Origin of the sequence: Photorhabdus temperata (assembly GCF_025384845.1) — a bacterium.
Taxonomy (GTDB): Bacteria; Pseudomonadota; Gammaproteobacteria; order Enterobacterales; family Enterobacteriaceae; genus Photorhabdus; species Photorhabdus temperata.
On sequence record NZ_JAJAFX010000005.1, the window covers coordinates 105136 to 125695 of the forward strand.

Sequence of the window (20560 nt, forward strand, 5' to 3'; positions counted from 1 at the left end):
ATTTTCAGCACCTTATGATATTTATTATTAATAAAACTTGTGATAGCTTGCCGGTGCTTCTGTACTCTGAAAATTATGATGGGACATCAACAACCTTAATCTATCTACTCGCAAACCGAGTTTTCTATTATGAAATTTTTTGATATTAGTAAGTTAGCTGTTATTTCATCATGTCTGGCAATCCCCTATAGCTATGCAGATGACCGCCCAATTCTTTCTCTTTCTGTCAGCCAGTCTGGTGGAAGTCAAACGACTGCTGATGGTAGTTTATCCAGAAAACCAAATAAGCAGGAATCACGCGTACTTCCTCTTTGGGGTGATGAGGCCAGGGCCAGAGGCTATGACTTACCTGAGCCTTTTGGCGCCAGTTACGGTTATATGAATATGCGCCAGAATATCGTCGTAGATGATATTAAAATTACTATGCCGAAGAACCCAGACACTGAAGAAGCTTTGGATATCCAAGCAGGTAAAACCAGAGAAAAGAATGAATCACATGTGCTTAAGCTGGATACTTGGGTTCTGCCTTTTCTGAATGTTTACGGTGTTTATGGCTGGACAAAAGGGACATCTAAGACCAACATCAAGAGTGTCAATCTTGGCGACTTTCCTTATATGAAAGACATTCCTTTCCAGCTAGATTTTAAAGGTAAATCTTATGGCGGCGGTTTTACACTAGCAGGTGGTTACAACCAGTTCTTTGGTACACTTGATACCAACTATACCTACACCAATTTGGATATTCTGGATGGTAAAATCAGCGCCTTAGTTGTCACGCCACGTGTTGGTTATGAGTTTACATTCCAGCCACTCATCCCTGGACAGGGAAATACCAAATTGCAGGTATGGACTGGCGGCATGTACCAGAAAATTACTCAGGAATTTAAAGGGAATATTAATAACCTGGATTTACCCCCTGAGTTTGCTGCATTTGTAACTGCATTAGAGGATCCGGATATGAAGTTCAAAGTAAAACAGCATGTTGCTTCCCGCTGGAATAATACCGTTGGGGCACGACTGGAAGTCACACGCAATTTCAATCTACTGACTGAAATTGGCTTTAACAAACGTAACAGCTTCTATATTTCAGGTGAGTTCCGCTTTTAATGAAAATCCGCTGTACTCTATATGGGCTGGCTTTAGCCAGCTTTTTTATTTCTGATTTCTCATATGGTCAATTGCCACTTAGCAGGGAAAAAATCGACGGCTGGCTGGAAAAATTAGGTGGCAGTAATACCTATGACAGCAGTAAAGCCATTGACTGGGGCATTTTGCCTGGTCCTTTTTATACCCCTGAATTAGGTGCTGGCGTCGGTGTTGCCGTAGTTGGGCTTTACCGGCCAGATGATTACGACCATACCAGCCAGATCTCTTCCCTTTCCCTGAATGGATTTGCCTCTTCAACAGGTGCCTTTGGGTTCACGTTTGATAACTACAGTTTTTTTGCTGATGATCAATGGCGTTTTTTCCTTTCCGGCACACTGAATAACGTTCCCACCTATTACTGGGGAAGCGGTTATGACTCGGGTAAGGTAGATGATAATAAAGAAAAATACCGATCCCAGGAACTGCGCCTGCAACCCAGAGCGCTCTATCGGATCGCTGATTCCACCTATTTGGGCGCTGGCTGGGATTTTTCATCACTATATGCCAAAGATCCTGATAATGGCGCGAAAAAACTATTCGCCGCAGAAAAGGACGGACAATCCATATTAAGTTCAGGTATCAGTGCCTATTTCAGTTATGATACTCGGGATTTTCTGCCTAACGCTCATCGGGGACAAGTTCTTAATCTTACTTACACCCATTTTTCCCCGGCATTAGGCAGTGACAGCCGGTTTAACACCGTTGATATGCAATACAGCGCCTATTACCAATTAAATGAAAAATCGGTACTGGCATTCGATAATCATGGCCGTTTCACTGATGGTCAGGTACCGTGGAATATGCTGTCGATGCTGGGTAGCAGTAACCGGATGCGCGGATATTATGAAGGCAGATACCGGGACAAAAATGTTATCAGCACCCAACTGGAATATCGACACAAACTGGACTGGCGACACGGATTTGTCTTGTGGGCAGGAGCCGGCACCATGAGCCATTATGCCGAAGATATTGGCTCAGGAAACTGGCTCCCCACCGTTGGGGCAGGATATCGCTTTGAATTCAAACCTAAAATGAATGTAAGACTGGACTTTGGTATCGGTAAAAGAAGCAACGGATTTTATTTTCAGGTGGGAGAGGCTTTTTGAAATTGCGTTTATGGATTGCCGCTCTAACTTTAGTTGCAGGATGTCAGGGAATTTTTTCACCAATTGTACCAGTACAACCTGATCTAAATAGTGAAACAACCGCCGAAGCGACCCGTGCATGGCCTGCTCTTGACCCAATCCGCTCTCCCGAAGGATTAAGAGCCTGCTGTGCTTTTGGTTATGATTTGAAAACTCAATTATTGGCTATTCCAGTCCCTTTTTATCAAATAGCTAATGTGCTGGATGCCAATGATCTTGGCGAACATCATTATAACAATAGCTTTTTTGGCACCGTCGCTTCATTAACAGGAATCAGTAATGAAAAAGTAGGGATAATATATACTCGCAGAGGTGGATTCATTGATATTTCCCATGTGCGGGATACGGCTGATAATGCCGTTTTTCTATTCAGTCAAATTTGGCCTCGTCTTGGGGAAAAGTGGCAAATAGAATTAGGCAATGAATTAGCATCACGCCGCATCCAGTTTTATCAATTCACACCACCAGCTGCGATAGAACAACGTTATACCCTAAGTGCTTATCTGGCGGTAAAACTGGCTTTTGAACTTGCCGCATGGCATGAAATTGCCCAATGGTATGGTTACCAATCTGTACCGGGGTTTTCTGAAAAAGTCTCTGCGTTTTCTCCTGAAGATCTCTACTCTAATTTGCTGGGAGCGCGTCTTTCCCTTTCATTGATACTGGCAGGACAAGTACCTTCCATGAAGCAATACCGCTTATCAATGCAAGCTATTCTGCCGCCTGCACTGCATGAACTGAAAGCCCTCTCCTCTGATGAAACCCGGAAAATGTTTGAACAGATCGATGGTATCTGGTGGGACAGTAAACGTCGTGTGCCTGATAAGCGCTTGGTTCTTCAACGTGATTATCATACTCACAGCGATCGTACACCGAATATGGTACCGTCAGAACAGCAATATCCACTCAGGCTTACTTTGCCACAACAATATTCCAGCTACATATTATCTGAATTGGCCGAATTACAATTGTGGCCCAGCCACCAAATGAAAGAACTTCCAGTGCCAGAACGCTACTGGACTGTTCTTGATTTCCCACAATTAGCAGAAAAAGCGAAAGAGCAGCAAGAGAGTCATTGACCCCTATATTTCTACTGACTGCTCCCCTTCACAAAGAGGAAAAAAATCTTAGATTACTATTTCTAAAATAATAATCCCATTTAACTATAATTGATTACTACTTATCATTCTCATAATTTCACATCACAATATAAAATTAACATCATCTATAATAAAAACAAACTATGCCAATCATAGTCAACAAAGCCCCCATTAACAAGACCTTATTTCACAGGATGAAAAAACCGTATTGAAATATTTACAAAGATAAAAAACCAATAACCAGCTGATATAAAATAATTAATATTAAACAACATTTAAAAAATAAATAAAAAAATCACAAAAACATTAGCCAACAAAACAAATACAAAAAGAATTAAAATTCAAAAATACCAACACAAATAGATTTTAATTCCACAATATATTAAAAAATAGGGTATTTTTGTTATTTTTACGATGTGAAAAGAGGTTTGTTCTTAATTTAACTTAGATAATGCAAATACCTTCTTAAATAAATCCAACCTGTCTATAATGTTATTTCTAAGTTATAAACATGTATAAACAATATCAGCTTCATCTAAGTAGATAAAATAAGAACTTACATTAGAAAAAATTAAATTTATTCAAGCTGGCTTAAGTTACCAGATTATTTTCAACCATATAATATATTGATTTTCATTTTAAACCTATAAAATCAAACTCATTCTATAGATAGATACAGGCATTATTTTTAAATCTTTCTAATGTATTAGGGGATTCAGGGCCCCTATCTTCACCCCCCTGATAAGATCAATTAAAGATGTCCCTACTCCTGGAGAGGAAAAATGAATAAACTAGCATTATCCACTGCCGCCGCTCTTATTTTTACCGGTTCTGCTGTTGCCGCTGATAATTCTGCCGGCGGTACATTACATTTCTCAGGTGCAGTTACTGACGCCACTTGCACTATTAACGGTGGCGCCTCAGCTAATCTGACCATAGTATTGGCGCCTATCTCAGTCACCCAAGCCGGACAAAAGGAAGGCTTGATTGATTTTGGTAAAAAAGCGTTTTCACTGGAATTTTCTAACTGCCAATCCAATGCAGCTGGTTTCGACCCAGCAACCTCCATGTTGAAAATCCACTTCTCATCAGCACATGCCATTGCTAACGATGGTAAATACCTGATGAACCAAGAACTGAATGCAAGTGGCAAACCTAAAAACGTCGGTATCGCTATTGTTAAATATGCAGAAGAAAATACCCCAATCATGCTGAATAAAGCTTTGGATACGGGAATCAAAGGCTCTACTCCAGCGCCTGAAGTTGTCGATTTCTATGCCAAATATTATAAAGTAGGCACTGCTGATGCAGAACCCGGTAAAGTAATAACAACGGTGACTTATCACGTTGCTTACTTATAATCATTTACTACAACAAATAAAGCCTATTTATCCAAATAGGCTTATTTACTTTGACAAAAATAACGTTATGAAGAAATTATTTCTAGCTATATTATTCTCGGTAACAGCTTTATCTGCACAGGCCAACATCGTTATTAATACAACCCGGGTTATTTATCCGGCCGGTAATAAAGAGGTATCTGTTCAATTATTAAATACAGGCGATCAACCCTCTCTGGTACAATCCTGGATAGATGATGGCGATCCTAATTCAACACCAGAAACAGCTAAAGTCCCCTTTCTGCTCACGCCCCCAGTCGTCAAAGTTGATGGCAATAACGGCCAGCAATTGAGAATAAAGCACACTAATAGCAACCTACCTACTGATCGTGAATCGCTGTTTTATTTAAATGTTCTGGATATTCCACCCATTGCAGAAAACATTGCCGATAAAAATGTCATGCAGATTGCTATTCGTACCCGGATCAAATTTCTCTACCGGCCCGAAAAGCTCTCTATTTCACCTAAGCAGATAGAACAGCATGTTGCATTAAAACGCGATGGCAACCAACTAAAATTAGAAAATTTATCACCCTATATCCTGAATATAGTCGGTCTTAAATCTTCCAATGCGCAACCTAACTTATTAAATGAAGGAACCATCATCAAACCGTTCTCTTCTCATTCATTCAGTACCAATGAAAAAATAAAAGCGGGAGACAAATTAACTCTGGCTATTGTTGATGATTTTGGTGCTATAAATAAATTAACTTTACCACTTCAACAGTGATATTACTGGCATAGCATAAAACATGATACGAAAAAAAGTTAGTCCGTTAACTCTGATAATCACCACTATCCTGTATACAGATTGCTTATGTTATGCCGCAACATTTAATACTGATTTTCTGGCCGGCGAATCTGCAAAAGCGGATTTATCCCGATTTTCTTCTGCTTCAGAACTACCCGCCGGCCACTACGGTATTGATATATACCTAAATAATGACTGGAAAGGGCGATTTGATATTAATATCCAGAACGATGGCAAAGATATCTACTTATTAAGTGAAGATCTGCCAAGGTTGGGGATAAAAATTGATACAAGTCAATTACCAGAATCAAATTCATCCAAAGGTGAAATTCTTCTTACTAAAGTAATACATGAGGGAACCGCTAATCTTGATGTTCCTAAACTCAGCCTGCATCTGGTCGTTCCTCAAGCTTATATTAAAAATGAACTGAAAGGCTATATCGATCCTGCCTTCTGGGACAGAGGAATTCCAGGCGCTATGCTTTCCTATAATGCTAACTATTACCATACTCAAAACAGGAATAAACAGAACAGTAACTATGAGAATGAAGATAATGCTTATGTGTCACTTAATAGCGGTTTGAACCTGTTTGGCTGGCAATTACGTGATCAATCCTCTTATTATTATACACGTTCAAGTGGCAATAAATGGAGTAATAATACCCGTTATCTGCAACAGGGAATTTCATCAATTAACGCAGAACTTCGCATTGGTGATAGCTATACATCAAGTGATCTGTTCGATTCTTTCCGTTTCCGGGGTATCAACTTGAAAACAGATATGCGCATGTACCCCGATGCCTGGCAAGGGTTTTCCCCTATCGTCCGAGGAGTTGCGCAAACTAACGCTCTGGTGAAAATCTCTCAGAATAATGTTGTTATTTATCAGGGCAATGTACCACCGGGCCCCTTTGCCATTGATACTATTTTACCAACAGGTTCGGGTGGAGATTTATTTGTCGAAGTCACAGAAGCGACAGGGCGTACCAACAGCTTTACCGTTCCCTTTTCATCTGTTCCTAATATGATGAAAGAAGGTCTTGGCAAATACGATATCAGTGCCGGTAAAACACAAATTGCCAATAGTCGTTATAAACCAAACTTTTTCCAAGCCAGCTATCAATATGGCTTTAATAATGTTCTGACGGGTTATACAGGTACCATCATCAGTAAAGATTATTACTCATTACTGTTAGGCAGTGGCTTTAATCTACCGATTGGCGCTATCTCACTGGATATTTCACGATCCAGTGCCAAATTTGATAACAACCCAACGATGAAAGGCCAGAGCTACAAAGTCTCTTATAGCCGCTATATTCCACAAACAGGAACAAACCTCTCTCTGGCGGCTTATCGCTATTCAACTAAAAACTACCTGAATCTGCTCGATGCCATTAATCTACGTGACTGGATGAGCAACGGATATAACCGACAATACTATTCTCACCAGAAAAACACCTTCAATATCAATTTGAACCAGAATCTTGGTAACGGTGCGGGTTCACTTTTTCTTTCAGGGACATTCCGTGATTATTGGGGAACAAAGAACAAAAACAGAGAGTATCAAATGGGGTATTCCAACAGTCTGGGTAAAATCAATTATACCCTGACGGCAAGCCGTGTCCGATACAATATCAATGAAACAGAAAATAAAGAGGAGCAGCGCTATTATCTGACACTATCTATTCCTTTTGAGCTGTTTGACTCCCCAGCCTATCTGACGAGTAATGTCTCAATCAATGACAAGCATTACAACAACAGTGATCTGGGATTGAGTGGCAGCGCAGGCCAGAACAACCGCCTGAATTACCACTTCAATATTTCAGATCAGAAAAGTGGTTCCACAACAACCAGTGCAAATCTGACCTATAAAACATCCGTTTCCACACTGAATAGCTCTTATAGCCAATCCAAGAGTTATCGCCAGATGGGGATGGGTGCAACAGGCAGTTTAGTCGCTTATCGGGGTGGAATTCTGGCCGCTAACCAAATAGGGGAAACCTTTGCAATCATTGACGCGCCAGGCACAGTTAACGCTTCTGTGAATGGAGATAAAAGCATGGTAACCAATAACAGCGGTAAATTGCTGATACCTTATCTTTCTCCTTACCGTAAAAACGCCATCATGCTGGATACCAGTGAAGTGCCGGAAGGGGCGGCTGAACTTATCGGTAACATCAGAGACGTTGCGCCCTATTCCGGTGCCATTACCCATCTCGGATTTAAAACAGACCAGCGGAAAATTTTTATTTTCTACGCCACTCAGGCCAATGGTAAACCTCTGCCTTTTGGTACTGAAATTGTCGATTCAGAAGATCATAACCTGGGATATGTTGGTCAGGGTAGTATGGTTTTCCTGCGAGCAGAGAAATTACCACAGCAAATTTATGTCCGTATCGGTCAGTCAGGCGAAAAGAGCTGCATAATAAACGATCCACAGCCTGAAATAGACTCAACCGCCAATATTTGCCGTTAAGGGAGAAAATAATGAAACTTAAGCTATTGTATCTGGCGGCTTTAATCACTCTGGGTGGCAACAGTATCGCTTATGCGGACTGTAAACCCAATCATGCGATAACCGCCCCGGCAATCACAATTGATATGACAGATAATCTCTATCTGAACAGTAATGAAACTTGGCTATTGAGCACCCGGTATTCCGGCTATTTTACATGCACCAGAAACTCATTGTGGAAACAAAACTCTGTTGCTAATGGCTCTCCTTTTACCAGAAACAAGGTTGTTTTGGGCTTCAATGGTGGTAAAGATTATGTAGAAGTGGCTATCACAAATCTTTCTCCCAGCGGCACTATTAGTCTGGGAAACACTAATACAACATATCCGGCCAGCAAATTACAGGCCGAATTTACGCTTAATGTTAAGCTACTAAACGGCAGGCCAGGAGGTAGTAATATTCACGTCTTTTCCGGCAATAATGCAACATTAAAAACAGCTGTTATTGCGATGGACACCACTAATCTAGGGATCCTTGACGCCATTGTTCGTTTTGCTACAGATTTCCTGACTTTTATTCTCACCTGGGTGTGGCCAACTCATTCTGAAGATATCTATTACCAACCGATCACTATAACTTTTGATCGTAAAGAGACAACTTGTAACTTCTCAAATGCGGGGTTAACAGTGAATCTGCCAAAAGTTAACCGCGCTACACTGCTTAACGGAACAAATAGAGGAGAAACACCTTTTACACTCAATTTTGCATGCGATTATCTCAAAAACGGTAAAACTTCACGTTCAGTTAAAGCCTACCTAAGCAGTAATAATTTACTACCAAACGACAACCAAACGTTAATTGATAACAAAGCAGGTGCCGCTAAAGGCGTTGGTATCCGTGTCTCTCAACAAGGTAATTCAACACCCATAATTTTCAGCGCTTCGCAATCTTCCTCTCGCGGAGCAACAGAGCTATTCAGCGAAAAGGCCGGCAACATTATCGATAAACACTTTACAATCAATTTTAATGCTTACTACTACGTTTATGATCCCCAAAACATCATAGCAGGGGAATTGAAAGCAACTTCTGTTCTGAACTTTGAATACAATTAACCAGGAGGCAAGGTCTATATCTCTCGGCTTAACCAAAAATTTATGTTTCAATAAGTAATAATGTGTAACAAAGTGTTTCTGCAAAAAAATCCATTTACATTTACAACTCACTCGAAACTTATGTAAGATAATGATAATCCTAATATTAAATAATCACGCATACTCGCTTAATTTCCTAATAAAATGGTACAATTATATTAAAAACAGGGAAAAACATATTATCAATTATCAACAAAGCAAAAAAATAACACAAAAAATATATATTTAGATTTCATTAAAAATATAAATAAAACCATAAAAATCATGACACTAAAAATATATAAAACAGATGAAAATCAAGCATGCAATAATATGATCAACAATAAAAAAACATAAAAAAATATTCAATTCAATATATTGACAAATAAAATAATAAATTAAAAATCAATAACATAAGAACAAAACCCAAAGAGATAAAGAACCAATTATTAGATAAAAATACATTTATACCAAATGGAAAAATATAACAAACATAACTTATTCAATTAAAAGTAAAATATGAATTATATTCAAAAAACACTATTAATATAAAAATAAATAAAAAAATATTTATATTCCAAACAAACAAATCATTAAAAAACTCTTATTCTTATACATACCTGTATTATTGTGTTATTATAATATCTATCTAAAATAGACAATTGTAACACATTGTTACTTATTTTAACTTAACATTTAGAACCATATCGAATATCCTGCACCGTGCCAATGATAATGAGTATATTATAAAATCAACTCAAGTCTGACAGATACAGCTCAATTTTAACTCACAGAGAAAAAGCCATATCGGTAACAGGTTACTTTTTTATGAAAATGATACTTATTCTTATAGCGGCAATATTAATATCAATTAGTTTATTACTCGCTGCGGTGTTTTTACGATTGGCAGTACTATAAATACATGGGACCGAATTGAGTTCAATAATTTTGGATACTTTACCCGCTGGTTTACAGATCATTTTTCTTTTAGAAAAAACCTCTCAGGCATGAAATGAACAAAACAATCATTATTATAGCTGATGAATAGCCCAGCCCAGGAAAGCAACATTTTGTACAAAAAAGATAGATAACCATCTATAAATTAATAAAAAACTATAGAATAAATTAGCAAGATAACAATTTTCATTATAGAAAATATATTTATGAATTACTAAAAACTCTGGCTATGCTGGATTTATTTTGCTAGCATTAGATTGTTTTTTATTCAGAGCAAACGAGGAAAAGCAATGCCCTCTCAAACAACGAGGACAACTGCCATCTTCGCTTTCTTTATTTCACTATTGTTTTCCGCTTTTAGTCACGCATCAACCAGCACCGCTAAAAGCATGGAGTATTCTCACAATGGCGCACAAAGCAATTTGCCAGATTTGCGAAAATACCCTTCGGGCATCCCACGTAAGAAAGCGTTTTTAAATGTAGTTGTCCCTGTAATTGATAAACACAATCAACAAATTATGCAGGAACGGAAATGGTTACTGGAATACCAGAAAGCCAAACATTGGTCCACTCAGGATATCAGGTTTCTGCAACGTATTTGCAAAAACTACAACGTGAGCTGTAGCAGCTCGCCTAAAAAAGTTAACTGGAACAAGCTACTGAGCCGTGTTGACATCATCCCAACCCATTTTGTCGCAACTCAGGCTGCAACAGAATCTGGTTGGGGAACGTCTAAACTTGCACAACAAAATAACAACTTGTTTGGTATGCGTTGCGGTAACCGCTGTAAGAAGGCCCAAGGTAAGATAAAAGGTTATTCCGCCTATCCGACTATCAATGATTCTGTCGAAGCCTATATGAGAAATATGAATACCCATAACGCTTATGAATCATTACGTGTTTCACGCGCTAAACAGAGAAATAGCCAGGAATCGCTGAATACCAGCAAACTGATTGATAATCTTGAAGGGTATTCACAATTAGGTTCTACTTACAACAGCTACCTGCATAAAGTGTTTAACAGCAACAAAGGGCTTATTACTCAAGCACAGAAGTTCGCTAAAAACGACCATAACTAAGGTGCTAAATAAGTATGAACCCGCATATATAGCCCCAACAACCTATATCATCCGCTTCATAACAAAGGTATGAAGCGGATGATTTTTTACGTTTACCAAAGTGTCTTTCTCATTGATAGAATATTTAAATTAGATATTATAATATTGCTCATTATTACCCTTGTACTGCGACGAAATGATTAGCCAGAGTTTAATATGAATTTCTTTTCTTTTGAGTTTCTAGGGTCCTTTGTTGCCCTCTTTTTCTTGTATTGGATGCTACAAAAAAGTGCGAAAGCACAAAACTACTTGTTGATAATCGCAAGTTATCTGTTTGTCTTCTCTTTTAATCCACTTTTCGCCGGCATCTTATTTGGCTATACGCTATTTATCTATCTTTTAACAAACATAGCCGGCAGATTTCTATCCGACCGCATCACATTTACCATTCTGACGATAGGTATTCTGGGATGCTTCACTGCATTCAAATATTACTCTTTCTTTCAGGAAAACCTGCAACAAGCGTTTGCCAAATTTGGTTTATCCATAGATTTACCCATACTGACATTACTCCTGCCTTTAGGTTTATCTTTCTATGCATTTCATTCCGTCAGCTATGTCGTTTCTGTCACAAGAAAAGAAATCCCCCAGGCATCATTCCCTGATGTCGTTTTATACCTCTGCTTTTTTCCCAGTATTGTTGCCGGACCAATAAACCGGGCTAAAGATTTCTTACCTCAAATCCAGATTTCATCAAGAGTGATCATTGAACCATCAAGAGCAATATTGCTGATTGCATTGGCAATAACCAAACTATTCCTGTTCAGCTCTTATCTATCCGAAAATTATGCAAACCCAATTTTTGATGACCCTGTCAGCTACAATGCCGGGCAAATCCTGGTTGGTATTTATGCCTATGCCTGGCATATCTATTTTAATTTTTCCGGCTATACCAATCTTGTCACCGGATTAGCGCTACTCCTCGGATTCAGGGTACCTGAAAACTTTAATGCCCCTTATCTGGCGGAAAACTTACAAGCTTTCTGGCGCCGTTGGCATATCAGTTTATCTGAATTTATCCGTGATTATGTCTATATTTCTTTTGGCGGTAATAAACAGGGATTTGTACGTAAAAATCTTAATTTGTTTGCCGCTATGGTCATCTCCGGTTTATGGCATGGTGCCGGAATTAACTTCATTATCTGGGGAGCTATTCATGGGTTAGGATTAATCATCCTCAATGTTAAATATCAGTTATTTTCCTCAAAAAACAGAAAAAACGAAAATACGCCCAAAAATCCAGTAACCTCATTTTTATCCAGAGTGATCACCTTCCACTTTGTCTGTCTGGCATGGGTTTTCTTCCGTTGCCCTACTCTGGATGATGCCCTGACATTATTAAATCAATCGATATCAACAGATTTATTTCACTCGATAATAGCCAACGGTGGGTTGTTACTGATGTTCTGGGGACTCTTTATTATTTATCCGCGGCTGATTAATCTAAAAATAGCCGTTGGGAAAATTCATTCTCAGATTTCATGGAGATACTACCCAATACCATTAGCGATTATTCTGACTTTAGTATTTATGCTTTCACCACAAGGAATGCCAGGATTCATCTATGCTAATTTCTGAATTCAAATCCAATTTAAAAACTGCCGGACAAGTCATTTTTATCGTGGTATTAACCAGTCTGCTGTTAATCTGGCTGAATCACCGTTCACTGGATAGATTCTGGCAACAGAAATACCACCAGCAAAGCCTGTGGGCAGCCTTACAAGGTAATCCACTCTGGGATTTAGGGGATAATCTGGAACAAGGCCTACTCGCTGCGGGAGAAGCGTTCATCTTACATACTACCGGCAATAACAGTGACAATTATCAGCCAACTCCCCAGGAAGCGAATATCACCCTTCCCACAGGTTTTCAGATCGGGCTGAGACTCCTGGGTGGTTATACCTCTCCTATGGCAAATCTTCCGGTAACTTTCCCTGAATTATTACAAAAATCCCCTCATACTCATTCTGTCGGTTCATCGGTGTTCCACAATTCAGACAATAATGTTGATCCCAGTATAGTTATCACCAAAACCAATGTGACGCTGACAGCCAAAGATAAAGTGCTTTTTGCCGGAGACTCAATGATGCAGGGCATTGCCCCCCATCTGAAACGTCGGCTCTATCAGGATTACGGTATTTCAAGTATTAATCTCAGCAAACAAAGTACTGGGCTTGCTTACCCCGGCTTTTTTAACTGGCCGGAAACTATCAATAAGGCACTGGAAGCTAACCACGATATCAAGCTGGTTGTTATCTTCCTGGGGCCAAATGACCCCTGGGATATGCCACCACAACATGGAAGCACCTACCTGAAATTCGCAAGTCCTGATTGGGAAAGCCTCTATCGCCAACGTATCGACATGATCCTTACCGAAACACGTAACCACGGAGCTGATGTTATCTGGATTGGCCCTCCCAATATGCGACAGAAAAAACTCTCTGCTAATATGGAATATCTAAGATCACTGTATCAATCAGAAGTAGCGAAAACCGGGGAAATCTACGTTTCTGTTAACGACATTTTTAAATACCATACGGATGATTATTCTGATTATGTTGGCGACAATAGTAACAAAATTAAACTCAGAAGCGGCGATGGTATACATTTTAGCTTGAAAGGCCAGCAAACTATCTCGGACAATATATTCTCATTGATTGAATTTATTCAGGAACCAGCCAAACAAAATGGAAAGACTTAAACAACTCTGCCGGCGATATCACTCTATCGGCCTTGGTCTGGTCATCATGCTCTCTTTAAGTCTGATATCATGCCATAAGCAAAGACCAGAACCATTGCTAATACAACCGCCGGCAAAAGCAAACCAGCAGTTAACAGACTTTGGTGAACCCAATCTCACCTTACTGGCAGATAAACTTCATAACAGCCGCCATAATCAACTGCATTTTGTTCAGATAGGTGATTCCCACACTGCCGCAGACTTTTTTACCGGCAAACTCCGTTCTCTATTACAACAACGTTTTGGTGATGCCGGTATTGGCTTTATCAGCCCAATAAATGTGCCCGGCCAACGTAACGCGATAATCAGCATGACGGGCAATAAACAGCAATGGGAACTAACGACCAGTCGCAAAGATAATCAGCCTGATTTCCCGCTCGGTGGTGCAATTGCAGAACCCGATAGCCAAACAAGTCAATTAACTTTAGAACTGTTTGTATCATCTCGTGATCGCTATCAACTTAAAACGTTATACCAGGCAACGGGCGATTCTCAAGTTCTGGTTCAGTCTGCAATCAAGAGAATACTTAAATTACCGGCAACTCACGGTCAATGGCAATTTTCCACAGAAGAATCAGTCACATTCCCGGTTAATATTACGGCGATACAAAATAATCAGTTAGAATTAGGTGGCTGGTTTATCAAAGGTAAACAACCAGGTGTTATGTTGTCCGCTTTAGGTATTAATGGTGCAACCATTAATATGATCGATAAGTGGCAGCCACAATGGATTAATACATTAGCGCAAATGCACCCCGATATGGTGATCCTCGCTTATGGCACCAATGAAGCATTTAATGATTCGCTAGACTTATCAAGTTATCACCAACAACTGGAAACCAAGGTAAAACAGATTCGTCATCATTTACCACAAGCAGTTATCCTTATTATCGGGCCAGGTGATTCCTTGAAAAACAGTCAAGCAGCAAGTTGTACATCACAACAACCAGCAATGTTGAATGACGTCATCCGTATTCAGCAGGAAGTCGCTCAAGAGCAGCACACACTATTCTGGAATTGGCGTGAATATATGGGTGGTGAATGTTCAATTAAAGGCTGGGCGCAGCAAGATCTTGCGCGCCCAGATTATGTTCACCTTTCAGCTATAGGCTATGAGCGCAGTGCTGAAGCTTTATATCAGCAATTAATAAATATTCTCGATCAATAAGCAACAATGAAGCTTCATTGGGAATCGTACTAAATACTAATATTGCATTTAGTGCAATAAGATCTTAGAGTTATGAACTACAATATGAACAAGTTCACAAGGTGTCAATTTAATCATCTTGTTCACTACATTTAATACAATAAAAAATAAGTTTATACCATCTGTAACACATAGCGTTAAAAAGAGTATTTAAAATATGACTTTTTCAAGAAAGTATCCCAGAGGCTCTATAAGAAGATTCATTTCCGGCTGGAAAGAATGTAGTATTGAACGTTACCAACAAGCCTATTCTCTTTATGGCGGTGGAATATCTACTCATCCCAATATTGTAAATTTTTTAAACAAAAAATCTGGGAATAATTTTATCTTTTACGTTAAAGAAAACCCAGAAACAGAAAACGTTATCGAAGGTGCATACTTTACATGCAAAGATCATCATCTGGCAGCAAGTCATCAAAAAAACTACCACTTCTTCACTTATGATGAAATTATCTTTCCTATCGCCAAACATCTAAAAACCCTAATCCCAGGGAAATCTAAAACCATATCGCTCCTGCACAAAGAAAATTTTATCAACGTTTGTTATGGGCGGTTAAACAAACGAACAGTCTGTCTTGCTAAAGAGAATTTTTCTTATAAAACAAAAAGAAATCGAAGTAATGAAATTAACAAATTTAAACGTTCTGGCGGGGAAATACATCAAATTAACGATTTTACTTGTCAAGAGTTTGTCGATATTTACACTACACTGTACGAAAAACGCTGGACATATAAAACGCACAATCAAGAAGAGAAAGAAAAATTAATTGAATTATATACCGAACTCAAACAACATCTGTACGGGAATGTATTAACTATCAATGGCACCCCGGTAGCCTACGATCTCGTCATAAAAGCAGACAGTCCCCAGTGGATTTCATTTGACGCAGTAGACGGCGGACTCGATCCTGAATATTCCAATCTCAGTGTTGGCAGTGTTTTAATGTGGTTAAATATTCAGAATGCTTCAGAACTCTGCCAGCAACATCAAAAAACTATGCGTTATTCTATTGGCAGACCTTCTCTTGCCTATAAAGATCGCTGGTGCAATCGTCATCCATTAGTAAGGAGCTTATTCTAGTTTCATCAATATCTTTACATAAGTGACTTATATGGCCGTTTTTATAGAAAACGGCATTAATTTAACATCTCCAAAAAGTATTCCAAGTTTTAGCTTCAAAGATCTTCATCATCCTATCTTTTAAAAACTTAAAAAGGGCATTACATCATGGCAAAGAAAGCCATCCCAACCGCCGCCCCCGTTATTCCAAGAATAGTTTCCATAATTGACCAGGTTTTCAGTGTTTGAGATTCTGTCGCACCAGTAAATTTACCGAATAACCAGAAACCGGAATCATTAACATGGCTCAATACCAGAGACCCCCCGGCAATACAGATTGAAAGGGCTGCAAGTTGGGCCCCAGAATATTCTAATACATCAACAACCGGCAGGATCAGACCAACGGTTGTCAGGCAGGCAACGGTCGCAGACCCTTGAATAACACGCACTGTACCAGCAAGGATAAAACACGCTAATGCAATTGGCAGGCCTGAGCCAATTAATGCATTCCCCAACGCAGGACCAACCCCGGAATCCACCAACACTTGTTTGAATACACCACCGGCCCCAGTAACCAACAAAATAATTCCAGCAGGCTGAATAGCCGAAGAGCAAATATCCATCACTTTTTCTTTACTCATCCCACGACGAATTGCCAGACCATAAATGGCAATCAGACAAGCAACCAGAATCGCAGAGAATGGATGACCGATGAATTCAAGCCACAAATACAATTCAGAATTTTGTTCAACAAAACTCTCACCAACAGCCTTTAATCCAACCAAAGCTAATGGAAACAAAACCAGCGACAAGCTCAAACCAAAAGATGGCATCTTACCCTGACCAAGACTGGGTTCACTCATATCAGCGGGTAAATCCAACGTAACATACTTACTGACGAAACTACCAAAAATTGGACCAGCCAGTAACATCCCCGGAATCGCTGCACAGATACCAATCAGGATCATCCAGCCAAAATCAGCATTCATCTGTGAAGCCAACAACATCGGAACTGGACCGGGTAACAGAAACGCTGCGGCTGCCGCAACACCGGCAAACAAAGGAATAACCAGTTTCACTACGTTACCACCAGTACGGCGCGCGACTGCAAACGCCACACCAATCAATAAAACAATCGCTACATCAAAAAACAGCGGTAAAGCACAAACCAGACCAGCGATCCCCAATGAATAATGAGCACGGCTTTCACCAAAACTATTTAGTAATTTAATCGCAATCTGATCCAGAGCACCTGTTTCATGCAGAACCTTACCAAACATCGCTCCCAGTGCAACAACAATCGCCAGAAAGCCTAATGTTCCGCCCATTCCTTCTTGCATTGTTTCGGTAATTTTATCCAATGGCATACCAGAAAAAACACCCGCCCCCATAGATACCAGTATTAACGCAACAAAAGCATGTATTCTGGCCTTCATCACCAGAAACAGCAGTAAAAGAACAGAGCCAACTGCTGTCAGCACTAAGGTTAAAGTACTCATTATTTTCCCCCTGAAATGACACTATTAATTATTCTTATTGAGTGATTAATCACTTCATCAAGAGACGATCTAATATCAATCAGATAAACATCTTTTTCATCTCTACCCGGTTCTTCTAATGCCTCAAATTGAGATACCAACATTTGAGGTTTAAAGAAATGATCTTTACGTGCTTGCAACCGACTTTCAATTAAATCAAAGTCACCTTTCATATAAAGAAATGACAGATTCTTATTATTATCACGCAGCATATCCCGGTAATGCTTTTTTAAAGCAGAACAAACAATCAGGGAAACTGGATTTGTGCGTTGCATGGCAAAAACTGCATCATTTAGTGATTTCAACCAGGGCTTACGATCTTCATCATTCAGTGCATGGCCTTTAGCCATCTTATTAATGTTAGATCTTGGGTGTAAGAAATCACCATCCAAAAAAGCGGAGTCCAGTTTATAAGCCACAGCATTGGCAACAGCAGATTTACCACTGCCTGATACCCCCATAAGCACAAAAACATGATTCGAATGCTGGGTATCTCTCATATAAATTCCTTAGCGCAGATATTTCACCCACAAAATGTTACCGGTAACTGTTATCGGTAACATTATCAGAAGTAGAAGTAAACTTCGCAACAACACGGAATATTCAAGAAATGGAAATGTGATATTTATCACAAATTAGCTCAAAGAATGTGAATCCAGTTGACCGATTAAATACTTTCTCCTAGGGATAACTGAAAACCGATATCGATCATTTTCTGTGGTAAATGTTCACCTTTCAGCCGTGCCATCAATAATCCAGCAGCCTTCCGTCCCATTAGGTCACGAGATGTCAACACACTGGCAAGTTTTGGTGTCATCACCTGACCAACATCGTGACCATGAAAACCCGCTATCGCAATATCATGCGGTACAGCTATCCCCTGACGTTGACACTCAAAAATTGCTCCGATAGCGAGGTCATCATTGGTACAAAACAGACCATCCACATCAGGATACTTTGTTCGTGCTTCATTCAGTAGTTTCCCCCCTAAGGTGTAAGAAGAGCTGTCAGGTGTCATTACCTTACCTGGCTTTAAACCTACGCTTTTCATTGCAGCTTCATAACCTTCCAGGCGAATAATGGTCCTTTCATCCTGCCTTGCTCCAAGATAAATCACCCGCTGGCAACCACGCTCAATCATTGCCGCAGTCATCTGTCGGGCTGCTTCAAAGTTATCAATACCGACTGCCGTGTCGATACAGGGAGAAACACAGTCCATCAGCTCAACGACAGGGATCCCTGCCGTTTCCAGCATCTTCAAAGTGCGCGGTGTGTGAGTACGTTCAGAAAGAATCAAGCCATCAATATTGTAGGAAAGCAGGGAAATTAAACGTTCCTCTTCCTTCTCTGAATGGTAACCATAGTGAGCCAGCATGGTTTGATAACCATTACGATCTGTCACATATTCGATACCACGGATAACTTCCGCAAAAACCTGGTTAGTTAAAGAAGGCAACAAAACACCGATAGCATGACTAGTAGAATTAGAAAGAATATCCGGAACTCGGTTCGGGATATAACCTAATTCATCCAAAGCATCAGCTATTTTCTTTCGCAATTGCTCAGAAACTTGATCGGGGTTACGCAAGAAACGACTCACTGTCATTTTTGTAACACCAACACGATCAGCCACATCTTGTAAAATAGGACGTTTTTTCTTCATATTTCAATACAATACAAAATTAGTAAAAAAATTTAGGATAATAAACACAGCGCTATGACATATTTATACACTATCAGAACACGCTTTTTTTGAGTTTAGTCTGGTAGTGGAACAGTGATCCCGATTTATTATCTATTCAGACTTTGGTAGGACAATTTTCATTCAATATATATTGTAAAATACAACGATAACATTTATCTACAATTCCAGCAAAAATGTAAAATTTAACAGGCAATGTTTTCTATGGTATTTGTCGGTTAACCTCAGATAAGATTGAAGCTCTAATCTACTGATTAATCTGCTGTTACTGACATTATCTCCCAGAAAAGCACCATTATGGGGACTAATACGAGAACGGTAACAACATAAAATGCAAGAGAAACGATACAGCCATTTACTGCAATGATTATAATCAGTATGCTTTAACCGGCAAATATAATTGAATAGTGACGGATTCCTATTTTCTATGCCTAATTACCGTCATTTACCAGCATTAAAAAGAGCATTCAACCCCAAATATCGGTCAGTACTAATACAACTGTATTTCTAAATACTATTCTAACTAATCATACTAATGATAATATTTTACATAACCATAATAATGGCAAGGCTGATATATTCCAGTTTTGGTTGTGATGTAAATGGAAAAATAAGTAATTAATTATCGCCTGGGGCTGATTGTAGTTATATTCATAACGATATAAAGATGGAACGTTATTAGATTATATAAACATAATGCATACATGATTCCTACTACATGAGTAAACCAGGCAGCTAACGAAAGAGGTTCAGAGCAAAAGTTATAACCGTAACAATGAAAAGGTAAAAATTTCTGGTTATTCTAAAGCAGATATTCGGGCTCACTATTTGTATATAAGCTAGACTTATGAATATTTTGGAAGATTTCCATCATAACAAGCTGAACTTAAAATATCGTGACTCATCTTCTTTTCTATCCGCTTTAAAAAGCTGTTTAAGTTATTTTTTATGTCGGCTACTGCTATAGCGTATTTTGATTATTCACAGATTGATGAACCAACGGTGTGTTTCTTAAAGTAGATAGGCATCAGGCGAAGCAGGTCAATCAATCAATAAAACCATCTCCCAAAAACGCAAAAACCCCCAGCTTACGCTGAGGGTGTTTACTGGA

15 protein-coding genes are annotated in these 20560 nt (G+C 39.2%); 12 read left to right on the forward strand and 3 right to left on the reverse strand.

What is annotated here, in order from left to right:
- Nucleotides 1-129 precede the first annotated feature (129 nt).
- The 12 genes from LGZ99_RS03225 (at nt 130) to LGZ99_RS03280 (ending at nt 16230) form a co-directional block, all read left to right on the forward strand.
- On the forward strand, nt 130-1107 hold the full coding sequence (locus LGZ99_RS03225) for a hypothetical protein (protein WP_036841145.1): 978 nt from the start codon (nt 130-132) through the stop codon (nt 1105-1107).
- A complete protein-coding gene (locus tag LGZ99_RS03230) occupies nt 1107-2252 on the forward strand; it encodes a BamA/TamA family outer membrane protein (RefSeq protein WP_036841144.1) in 1146 nt (381 codons plus the stop codon). Before LGZ99_RS03225 ends, LGZ99_RS03230 begins: the two co-directional genes overlap by 1 nt.
- Nucleotides 2249-3370, forward strand: a complete 1122-nt coding sequence (locus tag LGZ99_RS03235; RefSeq protein ID WP_021326236.1) for a DUF4056 domain-containing protein — start codon at nt 2249-2251, stop codon at nt 3368-3370. Before LGZ99_RS03230 ends, LGZ99_RS03235 begins: the two co-directional genes overlap by 4 nt.
- 803 nt (nt 3371-4173) lie before the next feature.
- Nucleotides 4174-4752 carry a fimbrial protein gene (locus LGZ99_RS03240; protein WP_036841143.1) on the forward strand — a complete coding sequence of 193 codons (579 nt, stop codon included), beginning with the start codon at nt 4174-4176 and terminating at the stop codon, nt 4750-4752.
- A gap of 67 nt (nt 4753-4819) precedes the next feature.
- A complete protein-coding gene (locus tag LGZ99_RS03245) occupies nt 4820-5521 on the forward strand; it encodes a fimbrial biogenesis chaperone (RefSeq protein ID WP_036841141.1) in 702 nt (233 codons plus the stop codon).
- A gap of 22 nt (nt 5522-5543) precedes the next feature.
- Entirely contained in the window at nt 5544-8018 is a 2475-nt protein-coding gene (locus LGZ99_RS03250) for a fimbria/pilus outer membrane usher protein (RefSeq protein WP_262978842.1), read from the forward strand.
- 11 nt (nt 8019-8029) lie between these two features.
- Nucleotides 8030-9109, forward strand: a complete 1080-nt coding sequence (locus tag LGZ99_RS03255; RefSeq protein ID WP_021326239.1) for a fimbrial protein — start codon at nt 8030-8032, stop codon at nt 9107-9109.
- 1265 nt (nt 9110-10374) lie between these two features.
- On the forward strand, nt 10375-11163 hold the full coding sequence (locus LGZ99_RS03260; protein ID WP_036841134.1) for a protein bax: 789 nt from the start codon (nt 10375-10377) through the stop codon (nt 11161-11163).
- Nucleotides 11164-11358: 195 nt separating this feature from the next.
- Entirely contained in the window at nt 11359-12780 is a 1422-nt protein-coding gene (locus tag LGZ99_RS03265) for an MBOAT family O-acyltransferase (RefSeq protein WP_036841133.1), read from the forward strand.
- Complete coding sequence (locus tag LGZ99_RS03270) at nt 12767-13903, forward strand: SGNH/GDSL hydrolase family protein (protein WP_036841131.1); 1137 nt, start codon at nt 12767-12769, stop codon at nt 13901-13903. Before LGZ99_RS03265 ends, LGZ99_RS03270 begins: the two co-directional genes overlap by 14 nt.
- Nucleotides 13890-15110, forward strand: coding sequence for an SGNH/GDSL hydrolase family protein (locus LGZ99_RS03275; protein WP_023045068.1), 1221 nt, complete (start codon nt 13890-13892; stop codon nt 15108-15110). Before LGZ99_RS03270 ends, LGZ99_RS03275 begins: the two co-directional genes overlap by 14 nt.
- A 196-nt stretch (nt 15111-15306) precedes the next feature.
- A complete protein-coding gene (locus tag LGZ99_RS03280; RefSeq protein WP_023045067.1) occupies nt 15307-16230 on the forward strand; it encodes a GNAT family N-acetyltransferase in 924 nt (307 codons plus the stop codon).
- Nucleotides 16231-16370: 140 nt separating this feature from the next.
- On the opposite strand, the gene gntU is transcribed toward LGZ99_RS03280, so the two are convergent.
- The 3 genes from gntU to gntR form a co-directional block, all read right to left on the reverse strand.
- Nucleotides 16371-17708 (reverse strand): gluconate transporter, encoded by a 1338-nt coding sequence (gene gntU / locus LGZ99_RS03285; protein WP_036841130.1) that lies wholly within the window; start codon nt 17706-17708, stop codon nt 16371-16373.
- A complete protein-coding gene (gene gntK, locus LGZ99_RS03290; RefSeq protein WP_036841129.1) occupies nt 17708-18247 on the reverse strand; it encodes a gluconokinase in 540 nt (179 codons plus the stop codon). Before gntK ends, gntU begins: the two co-directional genes overlap by 1 nt.
- A 167-nt stretch (nt 18248-18414) precedes the next feature.
- Nucleotides 18415-19410, reverse strand: a complete 996-nt coding sequence (gene gntR, locus LGZ99_RS03295; protein ID WP_023045065.1) for a gluconate operon transcriptional repressor GntR — start codon at nt 19408-19410, stop codon at nt 18415-18417.
- Nucleotides 19411-20560: the final 1150 nt, after the last annotated feature.

What these genes read in the sequence shown, in the direction of transcription:
- LGZ99_RS03225 (WP_036841145.1), top strand. Translation starts at nt 130, where the DNA reads ATGAAATTTTTTGATATTAGTAAGTTAGCTGTTATTTCATCATGTCTG.
- LGZ99_RS03230 (WP_036841144.1), top strand. Translation starts at nt 1,107, where the DNA reads ATGAAAATCCGCTGTACTCTATATGGGCTGGCTTTAGCCAGCTTTTTT.
- LGZ99_RS03240 (WP_036841143.1), top strand. Translation starts at nt 4,174, where the DNA reads ATGAATAAACTAGCATTATCCACTGCCGCCGCTCTTATTTTTACCGGT.
- LGZ99_RS03245 (WP_036841141.1), top strand. Translation starts at nt 4,820, where the DNA reads ATGAAGAAATTATTTCTAGCTATATTATTCTCGGTAACAGCTTTATCT.
- LGZ99_RS03250 (WP_262978842.1), top strand. Translation starts at nt 5,544, where the DNA reads ATGATACGAAAAAAAGTTAGTCCGTTAACTCTGATAATCACCACTATC.
- LGZ99_RS03255 (WP_021326239.1), top strand. Translation starts at nt 8,030, where the DNA reads ATGAAACTTAAGCTATTGTATCTGGCGGCTTTAATCACTCTGGGTGGC.
- LGZ99_RS03260 (WP_036841134.1), top strand. Translation starts at nt 10,375, where the DNA reads ATGCCCTCTCAAACAACGAGGACAACTGCCATCTTCGCTTTCTTTATT.
- LGZ99_RS03265 (WP_036841133.1), top strand. Translation starts at nt 11,359, where the DNA reads ATGAATTTCTTTTCTTTTGAGTTTCTAGGGTCCTTTGTTGCCCTCTTT.
- LGZ99_RS03270 (WP_036841131.1), top strand. Translation starts at nt 12,767, where the DNA reads ATGCTAATTTCTGAATTCAAATCCAATTTAAAAACTGCCGGACAAGTC.
- LGZ99_RS03275 (WP_023045068.1), top strand. Translation starts at nt 13,890, where the DNA reads ATGGAAAGACTTAAACAACTCTGCCGGCGATATCACTCTATCGGCCTT.
- LGZ99_RS03280 (WP_023045067.1), top strand. Translation starts at nt 15,307, where the DNA reads ATGACTTTTTCAAGAAAGTATCCCAGAGGCTCTATAAGAAGATTCATT.
- gntU (WP_036841130.1), bottom strand. Translation starts at nt 17,708, where the DNA reads ATGAGTACTTTAACCTTAGTGCTGACAGCAGTTGGCTCTGTTCTTTTA.
- gntK (WP_036841129.1), bottom strand. Translation starts at nt 18,247, where the DNA reads ATGAGAGATACCCAGCATTCGAATCATGTTTTTGTGCTTATGGGGGTA.
- gntR (WP_023045065.1), bottom strand. Translation starts at nt 19,410, where the DNA reads ATGAAGAAAAAACGTCCTATTTTACAAGATGTGGCTGATCGTGTTGGT.